This window comes from Micromonospora sp. NBC_00389, from assembly GCF_036059255.1.
In the GTDB taxonomy this organism is placed as follows: Bacteria; Actinomycetota; Actinomycetes; order Mycobacteriales; family Micromonosporaceae; genus Micromonospora.
Window position 1 is genome coordinate 719040 of sequence record NZ_CP107947.1, and the last position, 24323, is coordinate 743362.

At 72.1% G+C, this 24323-nt stretch carries 20 protein-coding genes; 4 read left to right on the forward strand and 16 right to left on the reverse strand.

The genetic code is table 11. From position 1 onward, the window contains the following. Window positions 1-40 precede the first annotated feature (40 nt). Window positions 41-1831 (reverse strand): AfsR/SARP family transcriptional regulator, encoded by a 1791-nt coding sequence (locus tag OG470_RS03445; protein ID WP_328420667.1) that lies wholly within the window; start codon window positions 1829-1831, stop codon window positions 41-43. 142 nt (window positions 1832-1973) lie between these two features. Between OG470_RS03445 and OG470_RS03450 the strand changes: the two genes are divergently transcribed. Continuing rightward, window positions 1974-2795: a hypothetical protein gene (locus OG470_RS03450; RefSeq protein ID WP_328420669.1), complete on the forward strand. Its 822-nt coding sequence runs from the start codon at window positions 1974-1976 to the stop codon at window positions 2793-2795. 73 nt (window positions 2796-2868) lie between these two features. Here the strand turns inward: OG470_RS03450 and OG470_RS03455 are convergent, their stop codons facing one another. The 7 genes from OG470_RS03455 to OG470_RS03485 form a co-directional block, all read right to left on the reverse strand. Continuing rightward, window positions 2869-3615 carry an SDR family NAD(P)-dependent oxidoreductase gene (locus tag OG470_RS03455; RefSeq protein ID WP_328420671.1) on the reverse strand — a complete coding sequence of 249 codons (747 nt, stop codon included), beginning with the start codon at window positions 3613-3615 and terminating at the stop codon, window positions 2869-2871. Window positions 3616-3715: 100 nt separating this feature from the next. Further along, window positions 3716-4825, reverse strand: coding sequence for a branched-chain amino acid ABC transporter permease (locus OG470_RS03460; protein ID WP_328420673.1), 1110 nt, complete (start codon window positions 4823-4825; stop codon window positions 3716-3718). Next, entirely contained in the window at window positions 4822-5712 is an 891-nt protein-coding gene (locus tag OG470_RS03465) for a branched-chain amino acid ABC transporter permease (protein ID WP_328420675.1), read from the reverse strand. Before OG470_RS03465 ends, OG470_RS03460 begins: the two co-directional genes overlap by 4 nt. After that, entirely contained in the window at window positions 5712-6440 is a 729-nt protein-coding gene (locus OG470_RS03470) for an ABC transporter ATP-binding protein (protein WP_328420677.1), read from the reverse strand. Before OG470_RS03470 ends, OG470_RS03465 begins: the two co-directional genes overlap by 1 nt. Next, window positions 6437-7180, reverse strand: coding sequence for an ABC transporter ATP-binding protein (locus OG470_RS03475; RefSeq protein WP_328420679.1), 744 nt, complete (start codon window positions 7178-7180; stop codon window positions 6437-6439). Before OG470_RS03475 ends, OG470_RS03470 begins: the two co-directional genes overlap by 4 nt. 3 nt (window positions 7181-7183) lie before the next feature. Beyond that, the gene (locus OG470_RS03480) at window positions 7184-8389 is read right to left on the reverse strand and encodes a substrate-binding domain-containing protein (protein WP_328420681.1); all 1206 of its coding nucleotides are present in this window, start codon (window positions 8387-8389) and stop codon (window positions 7184-7186) included. A gap of 380 nt (window positions 8390-8769) precedes the next feature. Next, window positions 8770-9891 carry a glycerophosphodiester phosphodiesterase gene (locus OG470_RS03485; protein WP_328420683.1) on the reverse strand — a complete coding sequence of 374 codons (1122 nt, stop codon included), beginning with the start codon at window positions 9889-9891 and terminating at the stop codon, window positions 8770-8772. 140 nt (window positions 9892-10031) lie between these two features. Between OG470_RS03485 and OG470_RS03490 the strand changes: the two genes are divergently transcribed. Together OG470_RS03490 and OG470_RS03495 are read left to right on the forward strand one after the other, a co-directional pair. Further along, on the forward strand, window positions 10032-11366 hold the full coding sequence (locus tag OG470_RS03490) for a TrkH family potassium uptake protein (RefSeq protein WP_328420685.1): 1335 nt from the start codon (window positions 10032-10034) through the stop codon (window positions 11364-11366). A gap of 17 nt (window positions 11367-11383) precedes the next feature. Further along, a complete protein-coding gene (locus tag OG470_RS03495; RefSeq protein WP_328420687.1) occupies window positions 11384-12052 on the forward strand; it encodes a potassium channel family protein in 669 nt (222 codons plus the stop codon). A gap of 34 nt (window positions 12053-12086) precedes the next feature. On the opposite strand, the gene OG470_RS03500 is transcribed toward OG470_RS03495, so the two are convergent. The 7 genes from OG470_RS03500 to OG470_RS03530 all read right to left on the reverse strand — a co-directional run bounded on the left by OG470_RS03500 (window position 12087) and on the right by OG470_RS03530 (window position 20805). Next, window positions 12087-13706 (reverse strand): protein kinase domain-containing protein, encoded by a 1620-nt coding sequence (locus OG470_RS03500; protein WP_442931176.1) that lies wholly within the window; start codon window positions 13704-13706, stop codon window positions 12087-12089. Window positions 13707-13777: 71 nt separating this feature from the next. After that, window positions 13778-15340 (reverse strand): fused MFS/spermidine synthase, encoded by a 1563-nt coding sequence (locus OG470_RS03505; protein ID WP_328420691.1) that lies wholly within the window; start codon window positions 15338-15340, stop codon window positions 13778-13780. Between the two features lie 36 nt (window positions 15341-15376). After that, a complete protein-coding gene (locus tag OG470_RS03510) occupies window positions 15377-16351 on the reverse strand; it encodes a coiled-coil domain-containing protein (protein WP_328426113.1) in 975 nt (324 codons plus the stop codon). 219 nt (window positions 16352-16570) lie between these two features. Continuing rightward, window positions 16571-17380: an inositol monophosphatase family protein gene (locus OG470_RS03515; protein WP_328420693.1), complete on the reverse strand. Its 810-nt coding sequence runs from the start codon at window positions 17378-17380 to the stop codon at window positions 16571-16573. Continuing rightward, entirely contained in the window at window positions 17373-17825 is a 453-nt protein-coding gene (locus OG470_RS03520; RefSeq protein WP_328420695.1) for a response regulator, read from the reverse strand. The genes OG470_RS03515 and OG470_RS03520 overlap by 8 nt, the downstream gene beginning before the upstream one ends. Further along, a complete protein-coding gene (locus OG470_RS03525; protein WP_328420697.1) occupies window positions 17822-19564 on the reverse strand; it encodes a sensor histidine kinase in 1743 nt (580 codons plus the stop codon). Before OG470_RS03525 ends, OG470_RS03520 begins: the two co-directional genes overlap by 4 nt. Then, window positions 19561-20805 carry a PP2C family protein-serine/threonine phosphatase gene (locus OG470_RS03530; protein WP_328420699.1) on the reverse strand — a complete coding sequence of 415 codons (1245 nt, stop codon included), beginning with the start codon at window positions 20803-20805 and terminating at the stop codon, window positions 19561-19563. The genes OG470_RS03525 and OG470_RS03530 overlap by 4 nt, the downstream gene beginning before the upstream one ends. Window positions 20806-21047: 242 nt before the next feature. On the opposite strand from OG470_RS03530, the gene OG470_RS03535 reads away from it, so the two are divergent. Continuing rightward, complete coding sequence (locus OG470_RS03535; protein WP_442931036.1) at window positions 21048-23468, forward strand: M28 family peptidase; 2421 nt, start codon at window positions 21048-21050, stop codon at window positions 23466-23468. 109 nt (window positions 23469-23577) lie between these two features. On the opposite strand, the gene OG470_RS03540 is transcribed toward OG470_RS03535, so the two are convergent. Next, window positions 23578-24066 carry a hypothetical protein gene (locus OG470_RS03540; protein WP_328420701.1) on the reverse strand — a complete coding sequence of 163 codons (489 nt, stop codon included), beginning with the start codon at window positions 24064-24066 and terminating at the stop codon, window positions 23578-23580. Between the last annotated feature and the right edge of the window lie 257 nt (window positions 24067-24323).

Here is a 24323-nt window from a genome sequence, read left to right on the forward strand (position 1 = left end):
CCGGCATTTCTACCAGCCCCGCCGGAAAACCCCGCGATCATCAGGGCCCGGCTGGCTCCGCCTTCACCGCCGCGGGGGTGCCTGTGGGCGGGGCGGGTGGCGGCAGGAAGAGCAGGACGCTGCGAAGCGCGTCGGTAACCGCGAGCGGCAGCGGGCAGCGCGCGGCCAGCTCCTCCATCGACGCGTACGGGCCGCGTACCCACCGGTCCATCGCCACCTGCCGGCGTTGCGCGTCGGTGAGCCCGGGCAGTGTGGCGAGTACGTGATCGGGTACGGCGTTGACGTCGATGAGCCCGCCGTCGTCGAAGGCGCGGGCCAGGTCCGGTCGGCCGATGGCGAACTCCTGACGCGCCGAGGGGTAGCGGTGTAGCAGGTTCCGCGCCTGCTGGCGGCGAACCCGTCGCTCCTCGTCGCGTGCCTGGGCCACGAGCGGCCGCCCGGTGACCCGTCCCCAGACCCATCGGTTGAGCAATACCACGTGTGCGGCGCCCACCACCCAGCAGAGACCGATCACGCCGAGCCCCAAGAACGCCTCCGCCGCCGAGTCCTCCGTCTCGAGGTCGTCGGTGGCGATCATGTAGACCAGCAGCGACGCGGTGATGAGATAGCCGACGGCCGCAAGGCCGAGCCGTCCACTGCGCCGCCGCACCGCGTACGCCAGCATCACCAGCCAGGTCCCGGTGCCGAACGACAGCAGTGGCAGGAGGGTGCCGGCGACGGTGGCCGTGGTGCTCACCCACGTCGGCAGCGGGTGCCGCTCCTGGCGCGGCTGGTCGACCCCGAACGGGGAAGGCGGGCCGGCGGACAGACCGCCCAGCGCGGGGTACAGCGGCGAGGGGAGATCCGCGTAGGGCGGGACGGCCGCCGAGAACGGCGGGGCCGACGCCTGGACCGGGGTGGTCGAGGCGGGCGGCGAAGCGGGGGGCGGCACGGTCGGGTTGAGGGCCGGGGCAGCCGGATGTGTGTCGGCGGACGGATGCGCCGGCACCGGGGGCACCATGCTCTCCGCCTGCTGTGCGGCGGGAGCCGAAGCGGGCCACCCCGATTCCGGGACGCCAGCGGTGAGGGTCGGGTCCGCGCGCAGTATCCGCCCGTGCAGCTCGCGGAGCGCCGCACCGGGCCCGATGCCGTACTCCTCGCGGAGGAAGCTGTCGATCTCCCGATACGCGGCCAGCGCCTCCGCCTGCCGTCCGCTGCGGTACAGCGCCAGCATGTACTGGTGGCGCAGCCGCTCCCGGACCGGGAACTCGGCCACCAGCTCGACCAGCTCGCCGACCAGCTCGCGATGCCGCCCGCTGTCCAGTTCCAGCTCCACGCGGGTCTCCAGAGCAACGGCCCGCAGTTCCACCAGTCGGTGCCGGGCAGCCTCGAAGACTCCTCCGGGGACGCCGGCGAACGGCTCTCCCCGCCACAGGTCCAGGGCAGCGGTCAGCTCGGCCAGCGCCTGCTCCGTACGTCCGGCCGCGTGCCGCTGCCGTGCGGCCTGGACGCCCCGTTCGAAGCGGACGGCGTCCACCGCCTCGGGATCCACCCGGAGCAGGTAACCCGCGTCGGTGAGGCTCAACACCTGCCCCGGCGTACGCGGCGACCGGTCGGGCTCCAACACCCGACGCAGTCCAGCGACATACTTCTGCACCACGTTGGGGCCGTTCGCGGGCGGATCGTCCGGCCACACCGCCTCGACGATCTGCCCGGTGGAGACCGAGCGACCGGCGGAGAGCAGCAGTACGGCCAGCACGGCGCGCTGCTTACCGGGGCCGAGATCGAGCTGGCGGTCGGCGTACCAGGCCCGCTGAGGCCCGAGGATCTCGAAACGCAGCGTTCCTGACATGCGAGTTTCCGCTCCTGACACCCCCGAGGGCGCCGGACGGCAGTGCCCGGCAGCCGGACGGCAGCATATCGGCAGCCGGACCGCCGTGCCGGCCGGCAACCTCGTCGTCGGCAGAAGCCACGCAGCGAGAAAGAGAAGTGCGATGACACAGGCAACGGGCACCGCCGGCACCATCCGACGGACGGTCGGCACGGTCGCCGCCGTGCTGGCCACGACCACCCTGCTCGCGGGTTGCGGGTCCAAGGACGAGCTGACCGCGGCACCGCAGAGCAGCCCGACCGCCAGCCCGAGTGCCAGCCCGAAGGACGCGCTCCTGGACGCCGTTCCGGATGGCACCGAGGGGGCGTTCCGGTTCAGCGGCAAGGACTCGTCCAGCACGCTCAGCGGCCGGATCGACCCGGAGGCGAAGGCGTTCGAACTCAACACCACCATGGCGCCGGACTCCGACGGCATCGTCGTGAAGATGTCGTTCCTGGTGATCGAGGACGAGAACTGGATAAAGGCAAAGTTCAGCGGCCGCCCGGGCCTGCCGAAGTTCCCGGACAAGTGGATGAGGCTGGACCGCACGAAGCTGACCGATGGCGGGAGTATCCCGACCTACGACGGCGTGGACCAGGGCAACGCCGGTCCGCTCATCCAGGCGGCAACCTCGGTCGAGGAGCAGAGCGCCGGGCGATACGTCGGATTCATCGACGTGAGCGACACGGAAGCGGCGAAGGCGCTGGATGACGGTGAGGCGGCGGCGCTCGGCGAGGCCGCCAAGAAGGTTCCGTTCACCGCCGTGGTCGGTGCGGACAAGCACCTGGCCTCGCTGACGCTGAAGATCCCGGCCGCTGGCAAGGCGAAGGCGTACGACTACGTGGTCACGTACGCCGACTACGGCAGCACTCCGAAGATCAGCGTTCCGACCGGCGCCGCCGCGACGAACGCACCGAAGATGGCGTACGAGATGTTGAACAACTGACCCACGACGCAGGGAGGGCGGCGGCCACACGGGGGGCCGCCGCCCCTTCTGTCGTACCTGGACGCTTGTGCGCTCAGCGGCCGAGTACCGAGCCCCCGTTGACGCCGAGCACCTGACCGGTGACGTAACCGGCAGCCGGGCTGGCGAGATAGCGAACGGCCTCGGCGATGTCGTCCGGCACTCCGGCCCGCCCGACCAGGGTCGCCGCCACCCGCTTGGCGTGCCCCTCGGCGGTCATCCGGTCACCGAAGAACTCGGTCTCGGCGACGTAGCCCGGGCTCACCACGTTGACCGTGATCTGTTCCGGGCCGAGCTGCGCTGCCAGGTCGTACGCCCAGCCGTGCAGGGCGGCCTTCGCCGCCGAGTACGCCCCGGCGCCGCCGCGCTGGGCGGCGATCGAGCTGATCAGGATCACCCGGCCGCCGGGGCGACGCAGGGCCGGACGCAGCGCCTCGGTCAGCAGCACGGCGGTGAGCACGTTGGCGTCCAGGTTGGCCCGCCAGTGCGCGGCGGTTCCGGCGAGCGTGTCGGTGTCCCCGCCGAGGTAGCCGCCGGCGTTGTTGACCACCACGTCGACCGGCCGATCGCCGATCGCCGCGAGAACCCGACCGAGCTGCCCCGGGTCGGTCAGGTCAGCGGTAACGGTGGTGACGGCGTCGGTACGACCACAGCCGGCGGAAATCCGCTCGGCGGTATTCGCCAACACGTCCGCCCGCCGCCCGACGATCAGAACGTCGTACCCATCCCCCGCGAGCACCCCCGCAACGGCCGCGCCAATCCCAGTCCCGCCCCCACTAACAACCGCAACCCGCCCGTCCATCTCCCGACCTCCCCATGCAGAGAACCCCGTCGATCATGAAGTTATCGCCCTCGGCCACGACGCGTCGTGGCAATAACTTCATGATCGACGGGGTGGGGGGTCAGCGTGAGGGGCGGAGGGATTTGCGGAGGTGGGACAGGCGGGGGGCCAGGCTGGCCAGGCCGCCGGGGAAGAAGTAGACGGCCAGGATGAAGACCGTGCCGAGGACGAACAGGGGCTGGCTCAGGGGGTGACTCAGGACGGCGGGCAGCTTGTCGACCGCGTCGGAGGTGCCGAAGGCGGTGAGCCGGTGGTCCAGGTACATGTAGAGGACGCCGCCGAGCACCGGCCCCCACCGGGTGCCCGGTCCGCCGAGAACCACCATGACCAGCAGCGACAGGGTCAGCTCGGAGGACGTGATGTGCGGCGACGCGCCGCCGACGATCAGGCAGTAGACCACCCCGCCGGCCGACGCGAGCCCGCCGGCCAGGGTGAACGCCACCAGCTTGTAGCGGTACGGGTCCAGCCCGAGCACGCCGATCCGCCGCTCGTCGTCGCGCAGCCCGGCCAGCACCCGCCCGGTCGGCGAACCGCTCACCCGGTGCACCACGAAGACCACCAGGGTCAGGTACGCCAGCGCCAGCCAGTACAGGTTGACCGTGTTGGTCACCCCCACCAGCCCGGCGGGCAGCCCGGACACATCCAGCGGCAGGCCCTCCTCGCCGCCGGTCAGCCCGCCGAAGTCCCGTGCCACCAGGATCGCCCCGACCTGAGCGAAGGCCAACGTGACCATGGCGAACGCGATGCCCACGGTACGCAGCGCCACCGCGCCGAGCAGCGCGGCGAGGATCGTGCCGCCGGTGACGGTCAACAGCGCCGCCTGCCAGAGCGGCAGGCCGGCCCGGGTGACCAGGATGTCGGTGCCGTACACGCCAGCGGCGAAGTACAGCGCGTGCCCGAAGGAGAGCATCCCGGTCCGGCCGAAGAGCAGGTCGTACCCGGCGGCCAGCCCGCCGAAGATCAGGCAGATGGCGAGCAGTTGCAGGGTGCCGGGCGAGTTGACCGGCCCCTCGAAGATCCCCGGCAGGGAGATCGTCGAGTACGGCAGGATCGCGAAGACGGCCAGCGCGACCAGCGGCAGGAACGGACGGACACGGTGCCACCGCCCCCGCTGCGGGGTCAGCTCGTCGGGTACCTGCGCGGGGGGCGCGTCGACCACGGAGTTCGTCATGCCGTTGCCACCTTTCCGGCGATGCCCTGCGGACGCAGCAGCAGCACGACGGCCAGCAGCCCGACCACGCAGATGTCGCCCAGACCGGACGTGCCGTAGTAGTTGACGAACTGTTGGACCAGCCCGACCACGACCGCCGCGTACGCGGAGCCGACCACCGAGCCCATCCCGCCGATCACCACCACGATGAACGCGAAGATCAGCAGTGAGCTGCCCTGCCCGGGCGAGACGGTGCCGAAGTAGACCCCGCCGAGTGCACCGGCGAGCGCGGCGGCCGCCCCACCGATCGCGAAGACGAGGGTGAACGCCTTACGCACGTCGATGCCGAGCGCGGTCACCATCTCCCGGTTCTCCACTCCGGCCCGGATCACCAGGCCGTACCGGGTCCAGCGCAGGAAGGCCAGCAGCGCGCCGAGCACCAGCACTGCCGCGATGATCAGCAGCAGGCCGCCGTTCGGCACCTGCGCGCCGAGGATCCCGGTGACCTGCCGGGTCCAGTCGGGGCGGGGGAACGGTCGGGCGTCCGCACCCCAGGTGGCCTGGAGCAGCGCCACCCCGGCCAGCGACAGGCCGACGGTGACCAGCACCTGCTCGATGGTGCGGGAGTAGAGCGGGCGAATCAGCACCAGCTCGACCAGCACCGCCACCAGCGTGCCGGCGGCCACCCCGAACGCGACCGCGAGCACGAAGCCGAACCCGTCACCACCGGCGCCCGGCAGGTTGCCCGCCGCCCACCAGGTGGCGTACGCGCCGACACCGAGGAACAGCCCGTGCGCGAAGTTGAGCACGTCGGCCAGGCCGAAGACCAGGGACAGCCCGGAGGCGACCAGGAAGTACAGCGCTGCCAGGCCGAGCCCGGTCAGCGTCAACAGGATGACGGTGCCCATCAGTGCGCCACCTCCGCCGAGCCGACGCCGAGCAGCGACTTGGTCAGCGCGGTCTCCAGCAGCAACTCGCGGGCGTCGCCGGTCCAGGCGACCTTGCCGGCTGCCAGCACCACCGCGTCTCGGGCCAGCCGCCGTACCACTGCCAGGTTCTGCTCGACGAGCAGCACCGGCACCGACTCCGCGACTCGTTCCAGCACCTCGGCCACCTCGGTCACCACTTTCGGCGCCAACCCCTTGGTCGGCTCGTCGACCAGCAGCAGCCGGTTGTCGTTGAGCAGCACCCGGCCGATCGCGAGCATCTGCTGCTGCCCGCCGGAGAGCGAACCGGCCCGTTGCCGTCCGCGCCGGTCCAGCTCCGGGAAGAGCGCGAAAACCTTGTCGTACGCCGGAGCGACGCCGCGCCGCTCGGCGAGCCGCAGGTTCTCCGCGACGGTGAGGCCGGCGAACACGCAGCGGTCCTCGGGCACGTAGCCGAGCCCGCCGCGAACCAGCCGGTGGGTGGGGCGGGCCAGCAGGCTCTGCGCGCCCATCCGGATGGTGCCGCGGATCTCCCCGGCGGGCGGGGTGAGGCCGACGATCGCGCGCAGCGTGGTGGTCTTGCCAACCCCGTTGCGGCCGAGCAGGACGGTCACGCCGGTCGGGGCGACCGTGAAGGACACCCCCTGGAGGATGTGCAGCCCGGAGATCCGGACCGACAGGTCCTCCACGTTGAGGATCGGCTCGGTCATAGCGACTCTCCGAGATAGGCCTCTTGCACGGTGGGGTTGGCCATCACCGTCTCCGGGGTGTCGCAGGCCAGCAGCGCGCCGTGGTGCATGACGGCGATCCGGTCGGCCAGCTCCAGGATGACGTCCATGTGGTGCTCGACCATCAGCACCGCCCGGCCGCTGTCCCCGGTCAACGACTTGATCACCGAGACCAGCTCGGGCACGTCCTCGGCGCTGACCCCGGCCATCGGCTCGTCCAGCAGCATCACCCGCGGTTCGCCGGCGAGCAGCAGAGCGATCTCCAGCTTGCGCTTCTCGCCGTGCGCCAGGGTGCCGGCCAGCGCCGTACCCCGGTGGCCGAGACCGACCCGGTCGAGCGCCGCGTCGGCGGCGGCGGCCACCTCCCGGTCGGCCGCCGCCCGCCGCCACAGTTTCATCGAGCCCCCGCGGTGCGCCTGCACGGCGAGCCGGACGTTCTCCCGCACGCTGAGCGAGCCGAAGACCGAGGACGCCTGGAAGGTACGGCCCAGCCCGAGGCGTGCCCGCCGGTGCGGCGGGAGCGCCCCGATGTCCTGCCCGTCCAGGGTGATCCGGCCCTCCGTGGCCTGGCGCAGGCCGGTGATCAGGTTGAACAGTGAGGTCTTGCCGGCGCCGTTCGGCCCGATCACGCCCAGGAACTCCCCGGGCGCCAGGTCGAGGTAGACGCTGTCGACGATGGCGACCTCACCGATCCGCCAGGTCAGACCGCGGGTGGCGAGCATGGTTCAGCCCTTCATGGCCACGGCCGGCGGCGCGGACTCGTCACCGGTGAGGCTCTTCTGCGCGGTTGCCGTGAAGGCGGTGCCGCTGCCGGTCAGCTTGGCCTGGAACATCGGCTGGAGCAGCGCGTGGTCCGCGGCCCGGATGGTCATCTTGCCCTTGACCCCGTCGAAGCTCCAGCCCTCCAGGGCGGTCACCATCTTGTCGACGTCGTCCCCGCCCTCCTGCACGGCGCGGACCACCATCTGGGCGGCGGCGAAGCCGTCCGGGTGGAACAGGTCCAGCGTGCCGCCGGGGATCTTCGCCTTGGCGGCCTTGGACGCCTCGGTGTCGCTGGCCCCGTCGAAGTAGTGCGACAGGAAGGAGATCTTCGTGCCGGCGGCGCCGAACGTCGGCCAGGAGGAGCGGATGTCCAAGCCGGTGACGACCGTGGTGGAGGAGAGCACGCCCTGCTGGTCGAGGCTCTGCCACATGGCCGGGGCGGTGGTACCGGCCCAGGCGACGAAGAGCAGATCCGGCTTCGCCGTCTTGATCTGGCTGGCGAACGGGGTGAACTCGGTGGCGCTGGCCGGCGCCCGGACGCTGCTCACCGTGGCGCCCGCGCCGCCGATGACCGCCTTGACGGCGGCCTCGTTGGCGTCGCCGAACGCGCCGTCCTGGGCGAAGACCACGACCTTCTTGCCGGACGGGTCGCCGATGAACGACTTGGCGGTCACCACATCCTGGTAGGACTGGCGGCCAGAGCGGAAGGTGTACTTGTTCGCACCGGTCACCGCGTCGGTGGCGGCCGGCCCGGAGATGAACAGGACCTTGTTCTGCGCCGCGATCGGCGCGACCTGGAGCGCCACGCCGGAGGCGGTGGAGCCGGCAATGATCTTCGTGCCCTTGCCGATCAGGTCCTTCGCCGCGGAGACCGCCTTGGCCGGGTCGCCCGCGTCGTCGACCTCGGTCAGCTCGATCTTCCGGTCACCGACCTTGCCGGTGCCCTGGGTGGCGAAGTCGAGCCCCGCCTTGAACCCCTCGCTGTACTGCTTTCCGTAGCTGGCCAGGGCTCCCGACTGGGAGTACACCAGGCCGACCTTGACCGGTGCGGCGCTGTCGCCGCCGCCGGTGGCGGTGTCCTGCGGGCTGCCACAGGCCGTGGCGGCCAACGCCGCGGCCATCATCGTGGCGGCGGAGAGGAACACCCGCCGCGTCGTCCGGACCGTCATTGCGACTCCACATGAGGACTCGGAGGGAGAGAACTTCTTCGTGTCGGCTCACGCTAGAAGTGACGTCACCCACGAGCTATGTGGCGGAAACACACAAGTAACAGGAATGAGGTGGCCGGGCGTTACAACGGGCCGACCTACCACGCGAAAGCCCGGTCGCCCGATGGCCCGCACCCCCACGGACCGCCCGAGCCCTGTGTCGTCGCGCGCCATCCGCGAGCCCGGGGCGATCTTGCGAGCGGGTCGTCGGTGAGCGTGAGTGGCGCGGGGGTGGAGGTGCCGCTGGCCCGCCGTCCGGGTGACGGACGACGGGCCAGCCTGCGAGCCAGGCGCGGATCAGCCCGGCGGTACGGCTCGGAGCCGATCAGCTCCGGGCCGGGTCAGCTCTCGGCGAGACCGGCGCGGGCGGCGACGGCGGTGTCCGGGTGGTCGGTGAAGACGCCGTCCAGGCCCAGGCCGAGGAAGAGCTCGTACTCCGCGGTGATGTCGCCGCGGCCGTTCGGGTCGGTACCGATCCGGAAGTCCACCGGCAGGAACTGGTTCTCCGCGCGGAACGTCCAGGAGTGCACGAGCAGCCGCTCCCGGTGCGCGTCGCGCACCACCGTGGTCGGGGCGAGCAGCGCGCCGGCCGCGTCCCGGGGCACGATCAGGTTCTTGTTCGCCCCGATGCCGTCGGCGTACGCGGCGATCCACTTCAGCCCGGCCGGCTTGGCCAGGTCCTGGTAGCTGCGGGAGTCACCGGCGACGGTGAAGTCGTACGGGCGGCCGGTGGCGTCGAGCAACTGGACCAGGTTGACGTCGATCATCCGGTTCAGCTTGCGCAGGTTGGCCGTCTCGAACGACTGGATGAAGACCGGCGCGTTGCGGTTGGTCAGCTTGTTCTGCCGGAGCACCCGGACCAGGGGCTCCTCCAGCGGCAGCCCGATCGAGGCGAAGTAGCTCGGGTGCTTGGTCTCCGGGTAGATGCCGATCGTGCGGCCCCGTGCCCGCCCCTCGGCACGGGCCAGGTCGATGACCTCCTGGAGAGTGGGCACCTCGAAGCGACCGTCGAACGCGGTGTTCGCAACCCGGACCTGCGGCAGCCGCTCCTTGGCCCGCAGTGTCTTCAGCTCGGCCAGGGTGAAGTCCTCGGTGAACCAGCCGGTGACCGCGACACCGTCGATGGTCTTCGTCGCCTTGCGGGCGGCGAATTCCGGGTGCGTCGACACGTCGGTGGTACCCGAGATCTCGTTCTCGTGCCGGGCGACCAGGATGCCGTCGGAGGTGGAGACCAGGTCCGGCTCGACGTAGTCGGCGCCCATCCGGATCGCCAGCCGGTACGCCTCCAGGGTGTGCTCCGGCCGGTAGCCGCTCGCGCCACGGTGACCGATCACGATCGGCCGGTCGGACGCCCGGGAGCGGTCCGTCTTGGCCGCCGGGTCGGCGGTGGCGATGGTCGGTACTGCCACGGCGGCGGCGAGCAACACGCCGGCCAGGCCGAGGGTCGAGAGGGTACGTCGCAACGCCGTCTCCTGTCGTCGGGGGAACCGCTTCAGCAGATCGGCTTCGATTGACCGGGAGTTGGTCGGTGACTGGCCGGCAGATGAATCTCCGGAATGAGCGTTCCCACTCCCCTGATGACACGGAAAAGGAAGATTGTCTGGTGCGCCGGTTTCTCCGCAACCCCGTGCGGCTGGTGCCGTTCGGGTTCCTGGTGCCGATCCTGCTCGGCACCGGGCTGCTGATGACGCGCTGGGCGACCGTCGACCACCAGCGCCCACCCCTGGTCACCGCGCTCTTCACCGCCACCTCCGCCGTGTCGGTCACCGGCATGGCCGTCACCGACACCCCCAACTACTGGTCCGGCGGCGGACTGTTGGTGATCACCCTGCTCACCCAGCTCGGCGGCCTCGGCATCCTCACCGTCGCGGCGCTGGTCATCCTGGTGGTCTCCCGCCAGCTCGGGCTGCGTAACCGGCTACTGGTGCAGGCCGAGACGGCGGAGTTCGGCATCGGTGACGTGGGGCGGCTGCTGCGCCGGATCGCGGTGACCGTCTTCGCCTGCGAGGCGGTGATGACCGCGCTGGTCGCCGGCCGGCTGTGGCTGGCCTACGACTACCCACCCGGGCGCGCCCTCTGGTCGGGCGTCTTCCACGCCGTCCAGGCGTTCAACAACGGTGGCTTCGCGCTCTACTCCGACGGTCTGCTGGCCTTCGACCGCGACCCGTCGGTGTCGCTGCCGCTGGCGTTCGGCGCGATCGTCGGTGGGCTCGGGTTCCCCGCCCTGTTCGAGGCGGTCCGCGAGTGGCGGCAGCCGACGCGCTGGGCGGTGGCCACCAAGCTGACCATCTGGGGCAGCGCCGTGCTGCTGCTGCTCGGCTTCGCCGGCCTGCTCGCCGCCGAGTGGACCAACGACGGCACCATCGGGCCGTACGACGTCCGGGGCAAGGCGCTCGCGTCGTTCACCCAGATCGCGCTGAGCCGCACCGGGGGCTTCAGCGTCCTGGACACCACCGCCCTGCAGGAGGAGAGCTATCCGCTACTGATCGTGCTGATGTTCATCGGCGGCGGCAGCGCCAGCACAGCCGGCGGGATCAAGGTCTCGACGTTCTTCCTGCTGGCGTTCACCCTCTGGGCGGAGCTGCGCGGCGAGCCCGACGTGACGGTCGGGCACCGCCGGGTGGCCACCGCCAGCCAGCGACAGGCCATCACCGTGGCGCTGCTCAGCGTCGCGCTGGTCACGGCCGGGACGATGACCCTGCTGCTGCTCACCGAGGGGGTCCGCTTCGTCGCGGCCCTGTTCGAGGTCACCTCCGCCTTCAGCACCACCGGCCTGACCATCGGGCTGGCCGGCACGCTGCCGGCCAGCGGCCAACTGACCCTGACCGTGTTGATGTTCATCGGCCGGGTCGGGCCGCTCACCCTCGGTTCGGCGATCGCCCTGAACACCCGGCGCCGGCTCTACCGCTACCCCCAGGAACAACCCGTTGTCGGTTAGCAGCAAGGAGGGTCGAGGTGTCAGCTAGGCGCGCGGACGGCCGCGGCGTCGTGGTGATCGGGCTGGGTCGGTTCGGCTGCCACCTGGCGGGGTCGCTGAGCCGGATGGACCGCGAGGTGCTGGCCATCGACCGCAACCCGGAACAGGTCCAGCGCTGGTCGGCTCAGCTCGACCGGGTCGTCCAGGCCGACGCGACCGAGGAGGGGGCGCTGCGGCAGCTCGGCGTTGCCAGCTTCGGGCGGGCGGTGGTGGCCATTGGGGCCTCGGTGGAGGCGAGCGTCCTCACCGTGCTGGCGCTGGTCGAGCTGGGCCTGCCGCAGATCTGGGCGCGGGCGACCTCGCAGAAGCACGCCAAGATCTTGTCGTCGGTCGGTGCGCACCACGTGATCTTCCCCGAGGCGGAGACCGGGGACCGGGTGGCGCACCTGATCGTCAGCCGGCTGCTCGACTTCATCGAGTTCGACGACGACTTCGCGATCGCCACCGTCCGGGTGCCGGAGTCCCTGGTCGGGCGGACCCTGCTCGACCTGCGTCCGGAGGAGCGCTACGGGGTCCGGGTGGTCGGCGCGAAGCTGCCGGGCGAGCGCTTCCGGTACGCGTCCGACAGCATGGCGCTGTCCGAGGGTGTGCTGCTGGTCGTGGAGGGCGGGATCGACCAGGTGCAACGGTTCGCGGGGCAGCGCTGAGCGGTCCAATTCTTCCCGCCGCCGTGACCCTTGGTCACTCTTCCGCTTTTCCCAAACCACCACCCTTGCCCTTGCTGGGCTTCGCGGGCTTGGCCTTCGTGGTGCCACTGCCCGAGCCCGAGCCGCCACGGACCGTCGCCGCCTTCGCCGGGGCCTTCGTGGCCGGCTTCTTCGGCGGGGCGGTGGACGGAGCGGTGCCGGCCACCCCGGAGACCCGTACCCCGCAGGTCGCGTCGCCGAGCCGGAACTCCACCGGCAGCGGGTTCGCCCCGCTGTACTTCCCGGCCAGGGTGAGCTTCTCGGCCGCGCCGGGCGCCAACGTGGCGCGCTGGGCCGCCGGCCGGATCAGGACCGTGCGCCCCTGCTGGTGCACCGGGGTCGGCTCCGCCTTCGTCACCGTCTGCTGACCGGGAAAGGTGAAGCTCATCGTCCAGTCACGCAGCTCGCTGCCCCCGGTGTTGGTCAGGGTCAGCTCGGCGGCGAAGTCCTTGCCGGAGTCCGCACGCAGCGCGTACGCCACCTCGCAGGGCGCCGCCTTCGGCAGACCCATCCGGGCCTCGGTAGGCGGCCGGTCCTCACCGCTGGCCGGGCTTCGCGAGGTGAACCCCCACAGCGCCCCGGTGACGGCGATCAGGCTGGCGGCGGCCACTCCGGCCTCCACCCGCCGGCGCCGGTTCGCCCGCCGGATCCGGTTGCGGGTACGGGACAGCGGCAGCGCGTCGGTCTCCGCCGACCAGGGCAGGATCGTGGTGCCCGCGCTGGCCAGCGCGGCCGGGTCCAGCGGTCCGGCGGCCGGCGAGACCGGCACCGCCGCCAGCATTCCGGCCGCGTCGGCGAGGGTGCGGGCCAGCTCGGCGGTGGCCGGCCGGTCCCCGGGCTGCTTGGCCAGGCAGCGCCGCACCAGGTCGGTCACCTCGTCGGGCAGCCCCGGCACGGCCTGCATCGGCTCCGGTTCGTTGTACATGTGCGCGCGCAGCATCTGCGTGGTCGTGCTGGCCTGCCACGGCAACCGGCCGGTGAGCATCCGGTAGAGCAGCAGCCCCACGGCGTACACGTCGGTGGCCGGGGAGACCTGGCCGTTGTCCAGCCGCTCCGGTGCGAGGTACGCGGGCGTGCCCAGCAGTGTCCCGTCCGGGCCCTTCTCGCTCTCCCCCACCAGCGCGGAGATACCGAAGTCGACCACCTTGACCCCGGTCGAGGTGAGCATCACGTTGCCCGGGGTCACGTCGCGGTGCACCACGCCGCGGGCGTGCGCGGTGGCGAGCGCGGAGCTGACCTCCGCGCCGACGGTCACCGCCTCCCGCCAGGGCAGGCGGCCTTCCCGGCCCAGCCGGTTCGCCAGCGAACCGCCGTCGACCAGCTCCATCACCACGTACGGCACGGTCAGGCCGACCTGTTGGGACTCGCCGTAGTCGTACACGTTGGTGATGTGCGGGTGGCAGAGCCGCGCGGCGGCCTGCGCCTCGATCCGGATCCGATGCCGGAAGGCCCGGTCGCTGGCCAGCCGGGAAGCCAGCACCTTCACCGCGACCTGGCGGCCGAGCACCTCGTCGTAGCCCCGCCAGACCACCGACATGCCGCCCGCGCCGAGCTGCTCGACGAGCCGGTACCGCTCATCGAGGAGTTGCGCGCTGTTCCGGTCCTCACCACCCATGGTGGCCGTTGTTGCCCGCACGGGGCCCGGCTACACCTCAAGTATCGGAATCGGTCAGGAATGTCACCCGTTCAGGCGGTCGCCAGCAGTTGGTCCACCGGGGCGTAGTCGTCGGTCAGCACCAACGCGGCACCGATGAAATCCGTCAGCTCCGGGCCGGACAGCAGGCTCACCTGCCGATCGACCTCGTCCAGCCGGGCGCGGACGGCGGCCAGCGGCAGTGGCGCGTCGGAGGCGACGATGAGGAAGTTGGCGCCCTGCTCCTCGGCGAGCGCCTCCGGCGGGGCGATCAACGCGATGTGCTCGAACTCGGCGGCCACCGTGGCCAGCTCCGCGCGGATGAACCGCAGCGGCGGATAGTCGATGACGTTCTGCACGTACACCCCACCGGGGCGGGTCACCCGCCGGACCTCGGCGGCCATTTCGCGGGTGGCCAGGTGCCAGGGCACCACCAGGTGGCCGAACGCGTCGCCGACCACCAGGTCACGGCTGTCCGTCGGCTCACCCACGACCAGCATCCGGGCGTCACCCACCACCGCCCGCAGCTCCGGCCCCGGGCGTACGCCCAACTCCCGCTCGCCCAGCTCGACCAGCCCGCCGTCGATCTCGAACACCACGTTGTCGGTGCCCGGCCGGGTGGCGGACAGGTAGCGCGGCACGGTGAACCCGCCGCCGCCCAGGTGCAGCGCGTCCAACCGCTGCCCGGCCGGCGCGGCCACGTCGGCGACCGCGCCGATCCACTTCGTGTACGCGTACTCCAGGTGCTTCGGGTCGGCCAGGTCCACGTACGAGTGCTGGGCCGAGTTGAGCAGCAGCGTGCGCCCGCTGGGCCGGTCCGGGTCGGACGTCACCCGGGCGCAGTGGTACGCCGTCTCGATGTCGCACGGGTTCGGCGCCACGGTGGTCAGCCCCGCCCCGACCAGGCCGAGCACGGCCAGCGCGGCCCGGGCCCGGGCCGGACCGGGCAGCTCGGTGGGCGCCTGCCGACGCAGGTACCAGCCGAGGCCGATGCCGGCCAGACCGAGCGCGATCGCCAGCGCGAGCAGGATCACCGTGCTGGGTAGCGCGGCGACCAGCACGAAGCCGGTGAGCAGGGTGGCGGTGATGCCGCCCAGGGTGCCGATCCCGGACAGCCGCCCGACCACCTGGCCGGTCCGGCGCAGGTCGGCGAGCTGGAGCTTCACCACCAGCGGGGTGACCGCCGCCAGCAGCGCCGCCGGCACGAACACGGCCAGCGCCACCAGCAGCAGGATGGCGGTCGCCGCACCGCCGCGCAGCACCTCACCGGCGTACCGGACCACCGGCAGGGTGATCGCGGTGGCGATGCCGGCCAGCACCAGCGCCGGCGCCAGCAGACCCCGCGGGTTGCGCCGGTCGGCCAGCCAGCCACCGGACCACGCCCCGTACGCGATCGCGGCCAGCGCGATGCCGATGACCGAGCTGGTCACCTGGAGGGTCACCCCGACGTACGGGCCGACCAGGCGCAGCGCGACGGTCTCCAGCACCAGTACGGCGCCGCTGGAGAAGAAGACCAGAAAGGCGGCCAGGCCGTTGGGCAGCGCCCGGCCGGTGATCGGCACGGACGAGGCCGAGGACGCCTGCGGGGCCGCCACGTCGGACGGTGGGGAGCTCATCGTCGCGATGGTACGCAGCGAAGCTGATGCTCCGGGTCAGTACATCGAGAGATGAACATGGTTCGTGTGGCTCGCTGCCGGGCTGCCGCTGCCGCTATACGAGCGCCAGCCGGTGCCGGGGTGCCAGATCTGCCGGTACCAGATCACGTAGAGCACGCCCAGCCGGTCGGCGTTGCGCACGTGCCAGGCGGCCAGGCTGTCCCCGTACGCCTTGTCGCCGCCGGTCGCGTTGCGGTCCTCGAAGCCGTTGGTGGCAGCCGCGAAGTCGCAGGCCCGCCCCTTCGGGTGCTCACCGCCGCCACCCTCGCGTTTGCAGGAGACGTACCGCTTGTAGCCGGCCGCCTGGGTCTGCTTGAGCGCGTTGAGGGTGCGGGGGGTGATGCAGCCGGAGGTGGTCGGGTCGTCCACCGAGCAGGACTCCGACGGCCAGGAACCGTCGGGGTTGCGCGGCGCCGGCTTCGCCGAGGCGGAGCTGCCGCCGCTGAAACCGTTGCTGCTGCCCGAGCTGACCTCGGCGAGCGCCGCCTCGGCCTCCTTCTTCTTCTTCGCCATCACGGCGAGCTGCTTCTGCTGCTCGCGGACCTCGGCGTCGATGGCGACCTTGGCCTGCTGCGCCTGCTGCCGGGCGTCGGCGAGATCGCGCAGCCGCTTGCTGTCCCGCTGCGCCATCAGGTCGAGGTCGGAAGCGCGTTGCAGGAACGCCTGCGGCGTGGCGGTGTTGAGCAGCATCGACGCCGGAGTGAGCCGACCGACCCGGTACGACTGCGCGGCCACCTCGCCAACCTGGGCGGTGAGCCCGACCAGCCGGGCTTCGACGGTGGTCAGCTCGCCGGTGAGGGCGGTCTGCCGGCGCTTGGAGTTGTCCAGCTTGGCCTTGGCCTCGATGTGGCCCTTGGCGGTCAGCTCCAGCGCGTCCTGCAGCTTCTTGCTGCCGCCCTCACCGGGCTCCGCGTACGCGGGCACCGCACCACCGGCGAGCACCAGCGTGACGGTAGCGAGCAGAGCGAGCAGCTGACTGAGCCTGGTCCTGGGCACGAAAGCGTCCTTCCGTCGACCGCCGGCCCCCGGTGAACTCCACTGCACGGCGGCGTCCCCGCCGGCGCCGATCGGCGGCCTGCTGGCGGAGACCGCCGGTCACGATACCGGAACGAGCGCCGGTGACCAGCCCCGTGCCCGCCCCGCCGCTCCGGTGTCGACGCAGCGTGCTGCCACCGTCGCGGACTGCGTGGATCAGGAGCCGAGCAGGGCGTCGTGCACCTCGGCCCAGACCTGCTCGTTGGCCGCGACGAGCAGGCCTCGCCCCTCTCCGGCAGGGTGATAGTCGACGCCGTCGAACCGGCGGGCAACGCCACCGGCCGCGCGGACCAGCAGGGCGCCTGGGGCGTGGTCCCACGGCAGGGTGCGCCAGAAGAGGGTGAACTGCTGCTCGCCGGTGAGGATGTCCAGGTACTCGCGGCCGGCGCAGTGCTGGCCGGGCAGCAACTCGCCGAGCCGCCGGCCGCCGGCGCGGACCCGGTCCCGGGCCTCCGGTGGCAGGAACCGGGTCATGGCCGCGCCGCGCAGCTCGCCCAGCGGCGGCACCCCGACCGCGCCGCCCGCCGGCCGACCGTTGAGCAGGGTGCCGTCGTCGGCCCAGCCGGCAGCCAGGGTCTCGGCCATCGGGTCGAGGATCCAGCCGGCGGTCAGCCGCCCGTCGGTCAGCAGCGCCACCATCAGCGCGAACGGCCGGCGGCCGGCGGCGAAGTTGGCGGTGCCGTCGATCGGGTCCACCAGCCAGACGTCCCCGCCGTCGCGCAGGTGCCGCAGCAGCCCTGGATCGTCGGCGACCCCCTCCTCACCGACCACCATCGAGCCCGGCCGCAGCCGGCGCAGCCTCGCGGAGATCAGCTCCTCGGCCCGGCGGTCGGCGATGGTGACCACCTCGCCGGGCGCCTTCTCCGACACGTCCGCCTCGTCGAGCTTGCGGAACAGCGGCAGCACGATCTGGTCGGCGGCCTCCCGGAGCAGGTCACTGACGTCGTCGAGCAGGGTGTCAGCCACGCGGCGGCAGCTTGACCACGCTGACGAAGAACTCGTCGATCTGGCGGACCACCGAGATGAAGCGCTCGAAGTCCACCGGCTTGGTCACGTAGGCGTTGGCGTGCAGCTGGTAGCTGCGCAGGATGTCCTCGTCGGCCTGCGAGGTGGTGAGCACCACCACCGGGATCCGGCGCAGTTCCTCGTCCTTCTTGATCTCTTCCAGCACCTCCCGGCCGTCCCGGCGCGGCAGGTTGAGGTCGAGCAGGATCAGGTCGGGCATCACCGCGTCGGCGTACTGGCCCTCCTGCCGCAGGTAGGCGAGCGCCTCGGCGCCGTCGGACACGACGGTCAGCCGGTTGCGCAGCTTGTGCTCCTCGAACGCCTCCTGGGTCATCAACACGTCACCCGGATCGTCCTCCACGAGCAGGACCTCGATCGGGCTCTTGCCGTCCGCTGGCGCGGTCATCCCACCGTCTCCCTCATGTCACCCGTTCTACCGCTTTCCCGGGACCCGTCGGCCCGGTCCGGCCGGTCCGCCTCGGCGGACTGCTCCGGCAGCGCGGGCGGCGTCTCGGCCGAGGGCTCGGATTCGCCCGTCGCGTCACCCTCGACCGGCGGCTGCTCCGGCGTCTCGGCGGCCGTGGCGGCCGCCTCGATGGCCTCGGGCAGCGCCGGCAGGGTGAACCGGATGGCGGTGCCCTCCGGCACGTCGGTGTCCACCCAGACCCGGCCGCCGTGGTATTCCACGATCTTCTTGGCGATGGCCAACCCGATGCCGGTGCCCGGGTACGCATCCTTCGAGTGCAGCCGCTGGAAGATCACGAAGATCTTGTCGGCGAACTCCGGCTCGATCCCGATGCCGTTGTCCTGGCAGGTGATCTCCCACTCGGTCCCGACCAGCCGGGCCGAGACGTGCACCTTCGGCGGCACGTCCGGGCGGCGGAACTTGATCGAGTTGCTGACCAGGTTGGCCAGCAGGTTGGTGAGCAGCGGCTCTTCGCCCCGGATCACCGGCAGCTCGGTCCAGGTCAGCTCGGCGTCGGCGTACTGCCGGGCGGCCTCGGTCTGGCCGGCCACGTCGCCCATCACCTTGTTGAGGTCGACGTCGACGAAGCCCGCGGTGAGCCGGCCGATCCGGGAGAACGCGAGCAGGTCGTTGATCAGCCGCTGCATCCGCTGCGCGCCGTCCACCGCGAAGGCGATGTACTGGTCGGCCCGCTCGTCGAGCTGCCCGGCGTAGCGGCGCTGGAGCAGCTGGCAGAAGCTGGCCACCTTGCGCAGCGGCTCCTGGAGGTCGTGTGAGGCCACGTACGCGAACTGCTCCAGGTCGCGGTTGGACCGGGTGAGCTCCTCGGCCTGTTTCTGGAGCTGGGTGTTGACCCACTCGATGCGCTCGCGAGCCTCCCGCACCTCGGCCAGGTCGGAGGCGATCTTCTGGCGCATCGCGTCCACGTCCTCAGCGAGCCGGATGAACTCCGGCGGGCCGGTGGTGGCGATGCCGTGCTGGTAGTCGCCGTCGGCGACCTCGCGGACCTGGTCGGCCAGCCCGACGAGTGGCCGGATCACCATCCGGTCCAGGGAGAGCAGCAGCACCGTGCCGGCGACGACCACCACCAACGCGGCGATGATCAGGAGCACGACCAGCACGTTGCTGCTGCTACGCACGGCGGCGGCGGACTCTTCCCGGGCGGTCAGGATCTCCTGCTGAAGGTCGCCGACCGCCGACCGGACCTGGTCGAACTGCTGCCGGGCCTGGTCGTTGACCAACGCCTGCCCGGCGGTGGTGCCGCGCTGGTCGGTGGTGGTGATCACTGGCTCCGCCACCACCTGCCGCCACTGCTCGGCACGCTCCTCGACGGTCCGCAGCTCCTGGCCGATCTGTGGATAGTCATCGAGCAGCGTCCGCATCGAGGCGACGAGGTCCTTCTCCTGGTCGAGCCCCGCCCGGTACGGCTCAAGGTCGGCCGGGTCACCGCTGACCGCGTACCCGCGGACCCCCGTCTCCTGGTCGAGCACCGCGTTGAGCAGTTCCTGCGCCTGCACCCGCAGCGGGCCGGTCTTGTTCAGGATGGCGTCGATCTGGGTGCGGTTGCGGGCCGCCATCGCCGCCTCGGCGGCGGCCAGGCCGATCAGCAGCACGCCAACGACGGTGAGCAGGGTGATGACCCGGCGGCGCAGGCTCCAGCCGCCGACCACCGGCGTCACCGGCCACCGCCCCGGCTGACCAGCAGCATGGCAACGTCGTCGGCGAGCGGGCCACCGTTGATCTGCTCGGCCCGGCCGACCAGCCACGCCGGCAGCTCGGGCAGCGGCACCTGGCGGTTCGCCGGCTCATCGAGCAGCCCGCTCAGACCCGGCACGTCGAGCCGCTCGTTGCTCGTGCCCACCCGCCCCTCGATCAGGCCGTCGGTGTACATCAGCAGGGACCAGTCATCGGTGTCGAACTCCAGGTCGTAGGCGATCGGCCGGCGGGGTCGTACGCCCAGCAGCAGGCCGCCGGGCGCGGGCACCGGAACGACCCGGCCGCCGGAGAGCAGCAGCGGCGGCGGATGCCCGGCGAGTCGGACGGTGGCCCGGTTGGCGTCCAGGTCCAGTCGGGCGGTGGCCACCGTCGCGAAGATCTCCTGGAGCCGGCGCTCGCTCATCAGCACCTGCTCCAGCGCGGGCAGCACCTCGTCGTCCGGTACGCCGGCGAGCACCAGTGCCCGCCAGGCCACCCGCAGCTCGACGCCGAGCGCGGCCTCGTCCACGCCGTGCCCGCAGACGTCCCCGACGATCAGGTAGAGACGGTCCGGACTGGTCTGCACCACGTCGAAGAAGTCGCCGCCGATCAGCGCGGCGTGCCGGCCGGGCCGGTAGAAGGTGTGCACCGCCACCTGGTCGGTCGTCATCAGTGGCTGGGGCAGCAGGCCGCGTTCGAGCCGAGCCGACTCGGCCTGGCGCAGCTCGACCTCGCGCAGCCGGCGGGCGTTCTCGTCGGCGCGTTTGCGCTCCACCGCGTAGCGCAGCGCCCGGGTCAGCAGCACCCCGTCGACCTGGCCCTTGACCAGGTAGTCCTGCGCGCCCTCGGCGACCGCCACGATGCCGAGGTGCTCGTCCGAGCGGCCGGTGAGCACGCAGACGGCCGCGCCGCTGGACATCTCCAGCACCTGGCGCAGCCCGTCCAGCCCCTGCGCGTCCGGCAGGCCCAGGTCGAGCAGGACACAGTCGACGTTGCTGATCCGTTGCCGCGCCTCGCTGAGGCTGCTGGCGATCAGGAGGTCGATCATCGAGTTCGTCTCGGCGAGCAGCTCACCGACGAGGAAGGCGTCACCCTCGTCGTCCTCCACCAGCAGCACGCGCAACCGCTCGCCCGGCGGCAGGTTGGCGTGCCTCGACAGGCCGCCGTGCGGGTACGGCACAACGGGGGAACCGGCCAGGCCGGCTCCCCGGTGCGGCCGGGTCACCGCCGCGAGGCGCGGGAGATCGCTGGTGATGTCGGGCTCCTTCCGAGTGCCCTGCTGATCCTGTATTAGACAACGGTCGGACACAACACGATGGCCTCGGCGCGACCGGCAATGGGCCGGATCACTGCCCGCGAAGGACAAACCGGGCGGCGGTGGAGGCCAGGACGTCCGGCCGTCCCACCCCGAGCCGCGGAGGGGCAGGATGGTGCCACCCCAGGCCCCACCACCCCCGAGGAGTTCCCGTGGGCGCACCCCCCACCCCCGTCACGAAGGGCAGGCCGGCCCGCACGGGTCCGGACGTACCCCTCGCCGACCGCGCGCTGGCCCGGCCCCGCCGGCGGCTCGCGGCCGCCGTGGCCGCCCTCGTCGCGCTGGTCGCCGTCGGCGCCGGCGGCCTGCTGGACCTGCGCACCCCGGCGCCGAGGTCGGCCGACGCGCCGGTGGACGCGTTCAGCGCCAGCCGGGCGTACGAGGACGTCCAGGTCATCGCAGCCCGGTCGCACGTCGCCGGCAGCCCGGCCAACGACCAGGTCCGCGCGCACATCGAGCAGCAGTTGCGCGGGCTGGGCCTGGAGACCGAGGTGCAGGACACCGTCGCCCCGGAAGCCGGCCAGCTCAGCGGGGCGGCGGGTGGGGCCACCCTGGCCCGGGTACGCAACGTGGTGGCCCGGCTGCCCGGCACCGACCCGACGGGCCGGGTCTTCCTGGTCGCCCACTACGACTCGGTGCAGACCGGGCCGGGCGGCAACGACGACGCGGCCGGCACCTCCGCCATTCTGGAGGTCGCCCGGGCGTTGGCGGCCGGCCCCCGGCCGCGCAACGACATCGTCTTCGTGCTGACCGACGCCGAGGAGGCGTGCCTCTGCGGCGCCTCCGCGTTCGCCGCCAGCCATCCGCTGGCCGCCGACGGTGGGGTGGTGCTCAACCTGGAGGCGCGCGGCTCGACCGGCCCCGTGATCATGTTCGAGACGTCCCGGAACAACGCGAAGCTGGTGGACGTCTTCGGCCGCGCCGCCCCGCACCCGGTCGGCACCTCGTTCGCCGTGGAGATCTACCGCGCGCTGCCCAACGACACCGACTTCACCGCGTTCCTGGACCGGAAGTTCGTCGGGCTGAACTCGGCGTACATCGACGGTGGCGCGATCTACCACACGCCACTGGACACCCCGGCATCGATGGATCGGGGCAGCCTCCAGCAGCACGGGGACAACGCGCTGGGTCTGGCCCGGGAGTTCGGCCGCACCGACCTGACCGACCTACGCTCCGGGAACGACGCCACCTACTTCCCGGTCCCCGGCGGGCTGGTCCGCTACCCCGGCTGGCTCACCCTGCCGCTGGCCCTGCTGGCAGTGCTCGCGGTGGCCGCGCTGGGCTGGCTGACCCGTCGGCAGGGTCGGGCCAGCACCGGCCGGCTTGCCGCCGGCTTCGGGCTGGCCCTGGTGCCGATCGTGGCCGCGCCGCTCGCCGCACAGCTGCTCTGGATGGCGATCACCGCGATCCGGCCGGGGTACGCCGAACTGCTCGACCCGTACCGGCCGATCTGGTTCCGGTTGGCCGTGCTGGCGCTCGCCGCAGCCATCCTGTTCACCTGGTACGCGCTGACCCGCCGCCGGATCGGGCCGGCCGCGCTCGCCGTCGGCGGGCTGGCCTGGCTGGCCCTGCTCGGGGTGCTGCTCGCCGTGGCGGTGCCCGGCGGGGCGTACCTCACCACCCTGCCGGCGCTGGCCGGCGCCCTCGGCGGGCTGGTCGCGCTGCGCACCCGGCAGACCGGGACGTGGCCGGTGGTGGCGGTGACCGCCGCCAGCGCGGTCGGCGTGGTCATCCTGCTGCCCACCGTGGTGCTGCTCTTCCCCGCGCTGGGGATGGCCATGGGCGGCGTGGCCGCGCTGGTCGCGGTGCTGCTCGGCCTGGCCGCGCTGCCAGTGGTCGACCTGCTGCATCCGCAGGCCGGTGGCCAGCGCGGGATGCGGGCGCTGCGGGCCCGGCGGCTCGCGGTGCTGCCGGCCGGGGCCGCCGCCGTGGCAGCGGTGGTGCTCGCGGGGGTCGGCCTGGCCGTGGACCGCTTCGACGCCGCCCACCCCGCACCCACCCACCTGATGTACGCCATGGACGCGGGCACCGGCCAGGCCCGCTGGCTGAGCCACGAGACCGATCCGCAGCCGTGGACCGATGGCTACGTGGACGGGGTGACCGACGTCGGGGACGAATTCCCCGGGCTCGGCGATGGTGAGCTGCGGGCCGGCCCGGCGCAGGCGGCGAGCCTGCCGGCGCCGAAGCTGGAGGTGCTGGCCGACAGCGTCGCCGGCGGCGAACGCACCCTGCGGCTGCGGCTCACCCCGCAGCGGGTGGCGCGGCTGGCCACCCTGCACGTCGACACGTCGACCGCCACCGTGCTCCGGGCCGAGGTGGCCGGTCGGTCGGTGCCGGTGGAGCCCCGCGCGGGCAGGTGGGGCTTCGGGCTGGTCTTCCACGCCCCGCCGGCCGAGGGGATCGAGGTCACGCTGACCCTGCGACCGATCGCCGGGCAGGTGGCGCTGCGCGCGATGGACGCCAGTGACGGGCTGGACGCGCTGCCCGGCTTCCGCCCCCGGCCGCCAGCCGTCGGCGTCGTCGGCTCGCACAGCTCCGAGATGCTGGCGGTTGCCCGCACCTATCCCCTGTGACGGACGGGCCGGTGGTCCGGCGGAGCCAGTTCTCCGGCGGCCCACCGGCCGTGCGTACCGATCGGAAATGCCGCATGGCGCCGTTGCGGATCCGCCCGGCGATATCCGGTCAGCTCGCCGGTTCGGGTTGGCCGGCGCCGCTGCGCCGCCAGCGGTTTCCGTCGTGATCGGTGTACGTGAGATCCACCAGAACGGTGTCGGCCGCGCGCAACCGATGCTCCGCCGTCACGGTGACGAACAGTTCGTGACTGTCCCGACCGTGTATCCGGCGTACCTGTTTCACTGCGGCCAACTCGGTGGGCGTGCCCTCCGGATCGTCGGGCGGGACGAGCCGCGGCAACACCGTCACGTCCAGCACCGGGGCGTCGCTCTCGTTGGCCACGGTCACCCGGAGCACCGAGTTGCCCCGGATCTCGGCCACCGCCGAGATCAGCCGGGCCTGGGTGGCCCGGACCCGCAGCTCGTCGGTCCGGCGGGCACGGATCTCCCGGCGCAGTCCAAGGTAGACGAACAGGACGCTGGCGATCGAGCCGACCGCGCCAAACCAGTCCGGCACGGAACCCCAGTCGACGGCGGCCTGGTGTGGCGACCAGTTCATGCGTCCATCGTGGATGCGCCAGGCGAGTGTCCCGTACGGCGGATCGGCCCGAATCTATCGCGAAATGGAAATCGCGGCACCGATTCCGGTCACGCGGGTGACCTAAACGGAGAGTGTGCGAGTCAGTACGGTGGTGGATATCCTTGCGGTTGGCGTGGTGCGAGCGACAATCCCTCCCACTGTCCACCAGATGGACATGATCTTTTCTGTCGCCTACCCCGCCGCAATTTCGCCACCGAAGGGGGACCGCATTGACT

Excerpts from the sequence above, each read along its gene's own strand:
- OG470_RS03455 (WP_328420671.1), bottom strand. The coding sequence starts at position 3,615 with ATGGACGGGCGGGTTGCGGTTGTTAGTGGGGGCGGGACTGGGATTGGC.
- OG470_RS03450 (WP_328420669.1), top strand. The coding sequence starts at position 1,974 with ATGACACAGGCAACGGGCACCGCCGGCACCATCCGACGGACGGTCGGC.
- OG470_RS03470 (WP_328420677.1), bottom strand. The coding sequence starts at position 6,440 with ATGACCGAGCCGATCCTCAACGTGGAGGACCTGTCGGTCCGGATCTCC.
- OG470_RS03505 (WP_328420691.1), bottom strand. The coding sequence starts at position 15,340 with ATGAGCTCCCCACCGTCCGACGTGGCGGCCCCGCAGGCGTCCTCGGCC.
- OG470_RS03465 (WP_328420675.1), bottom strand. The coding sequence starts at position 5,712 with ATGGGCACCGTCATCCTGTTGACGCTGACCGGGCTCGGCCTGGCAGCG.
- OG470_RS03460 (WP_328420673.1), bottom strand. The coding sequence starts at position 4,825 with ATGACGAACTCCGTGGTCGACGCGCCCCCCGCGCAGGTACCCGACGAG.
- OG470_RS03445 (WP_328420667.1), bottom strand. The coding sequence starts at position 1,831 with ATGTCAGGAACGCTGCGTTTCGAGATCCTCGGGCCTCAGCGGGCCTGG.
- OG470_RS03475 (WP_328420679.1), bottom strand. The coding sequence starts at position 7,180 with ATGCTCGCCACCCGCGGTCTGACCTGGCGGATCGGTGAGGTCGCCATC.
- OG470_RS03500 (WP_442931176.1), bottom strand. The coding sequence starts at position 13,706 with ATGGGTGGTGAGGACCGGAACAGCGCGCAACTCCTCGATGAGCGGTAC.
- OG470_RS03540 (WP_328420701.1), bottom strand. The coding sequence starts at position 24,066 with ATGAACTGGTCGCCACACCAGGCCGCCGTCGACTGGGGTTCCGTGCCG.
- OG470_RS03520 (WP_328420695.1), bottom strand. The coding sequence starts at position 17,825 with ATGACCGCGCCAGCGGACGGCAAGAGCCCGATCGAGGTCCTGCTCGTG.
- OG470_RS03480 (WP_328420681.1), bottom strand. The coding sequence starts at position 8,389 with ATGACGGTCCGGACGACGCGGCGGGTGTTCCTCTCCGCCGCCACGATG.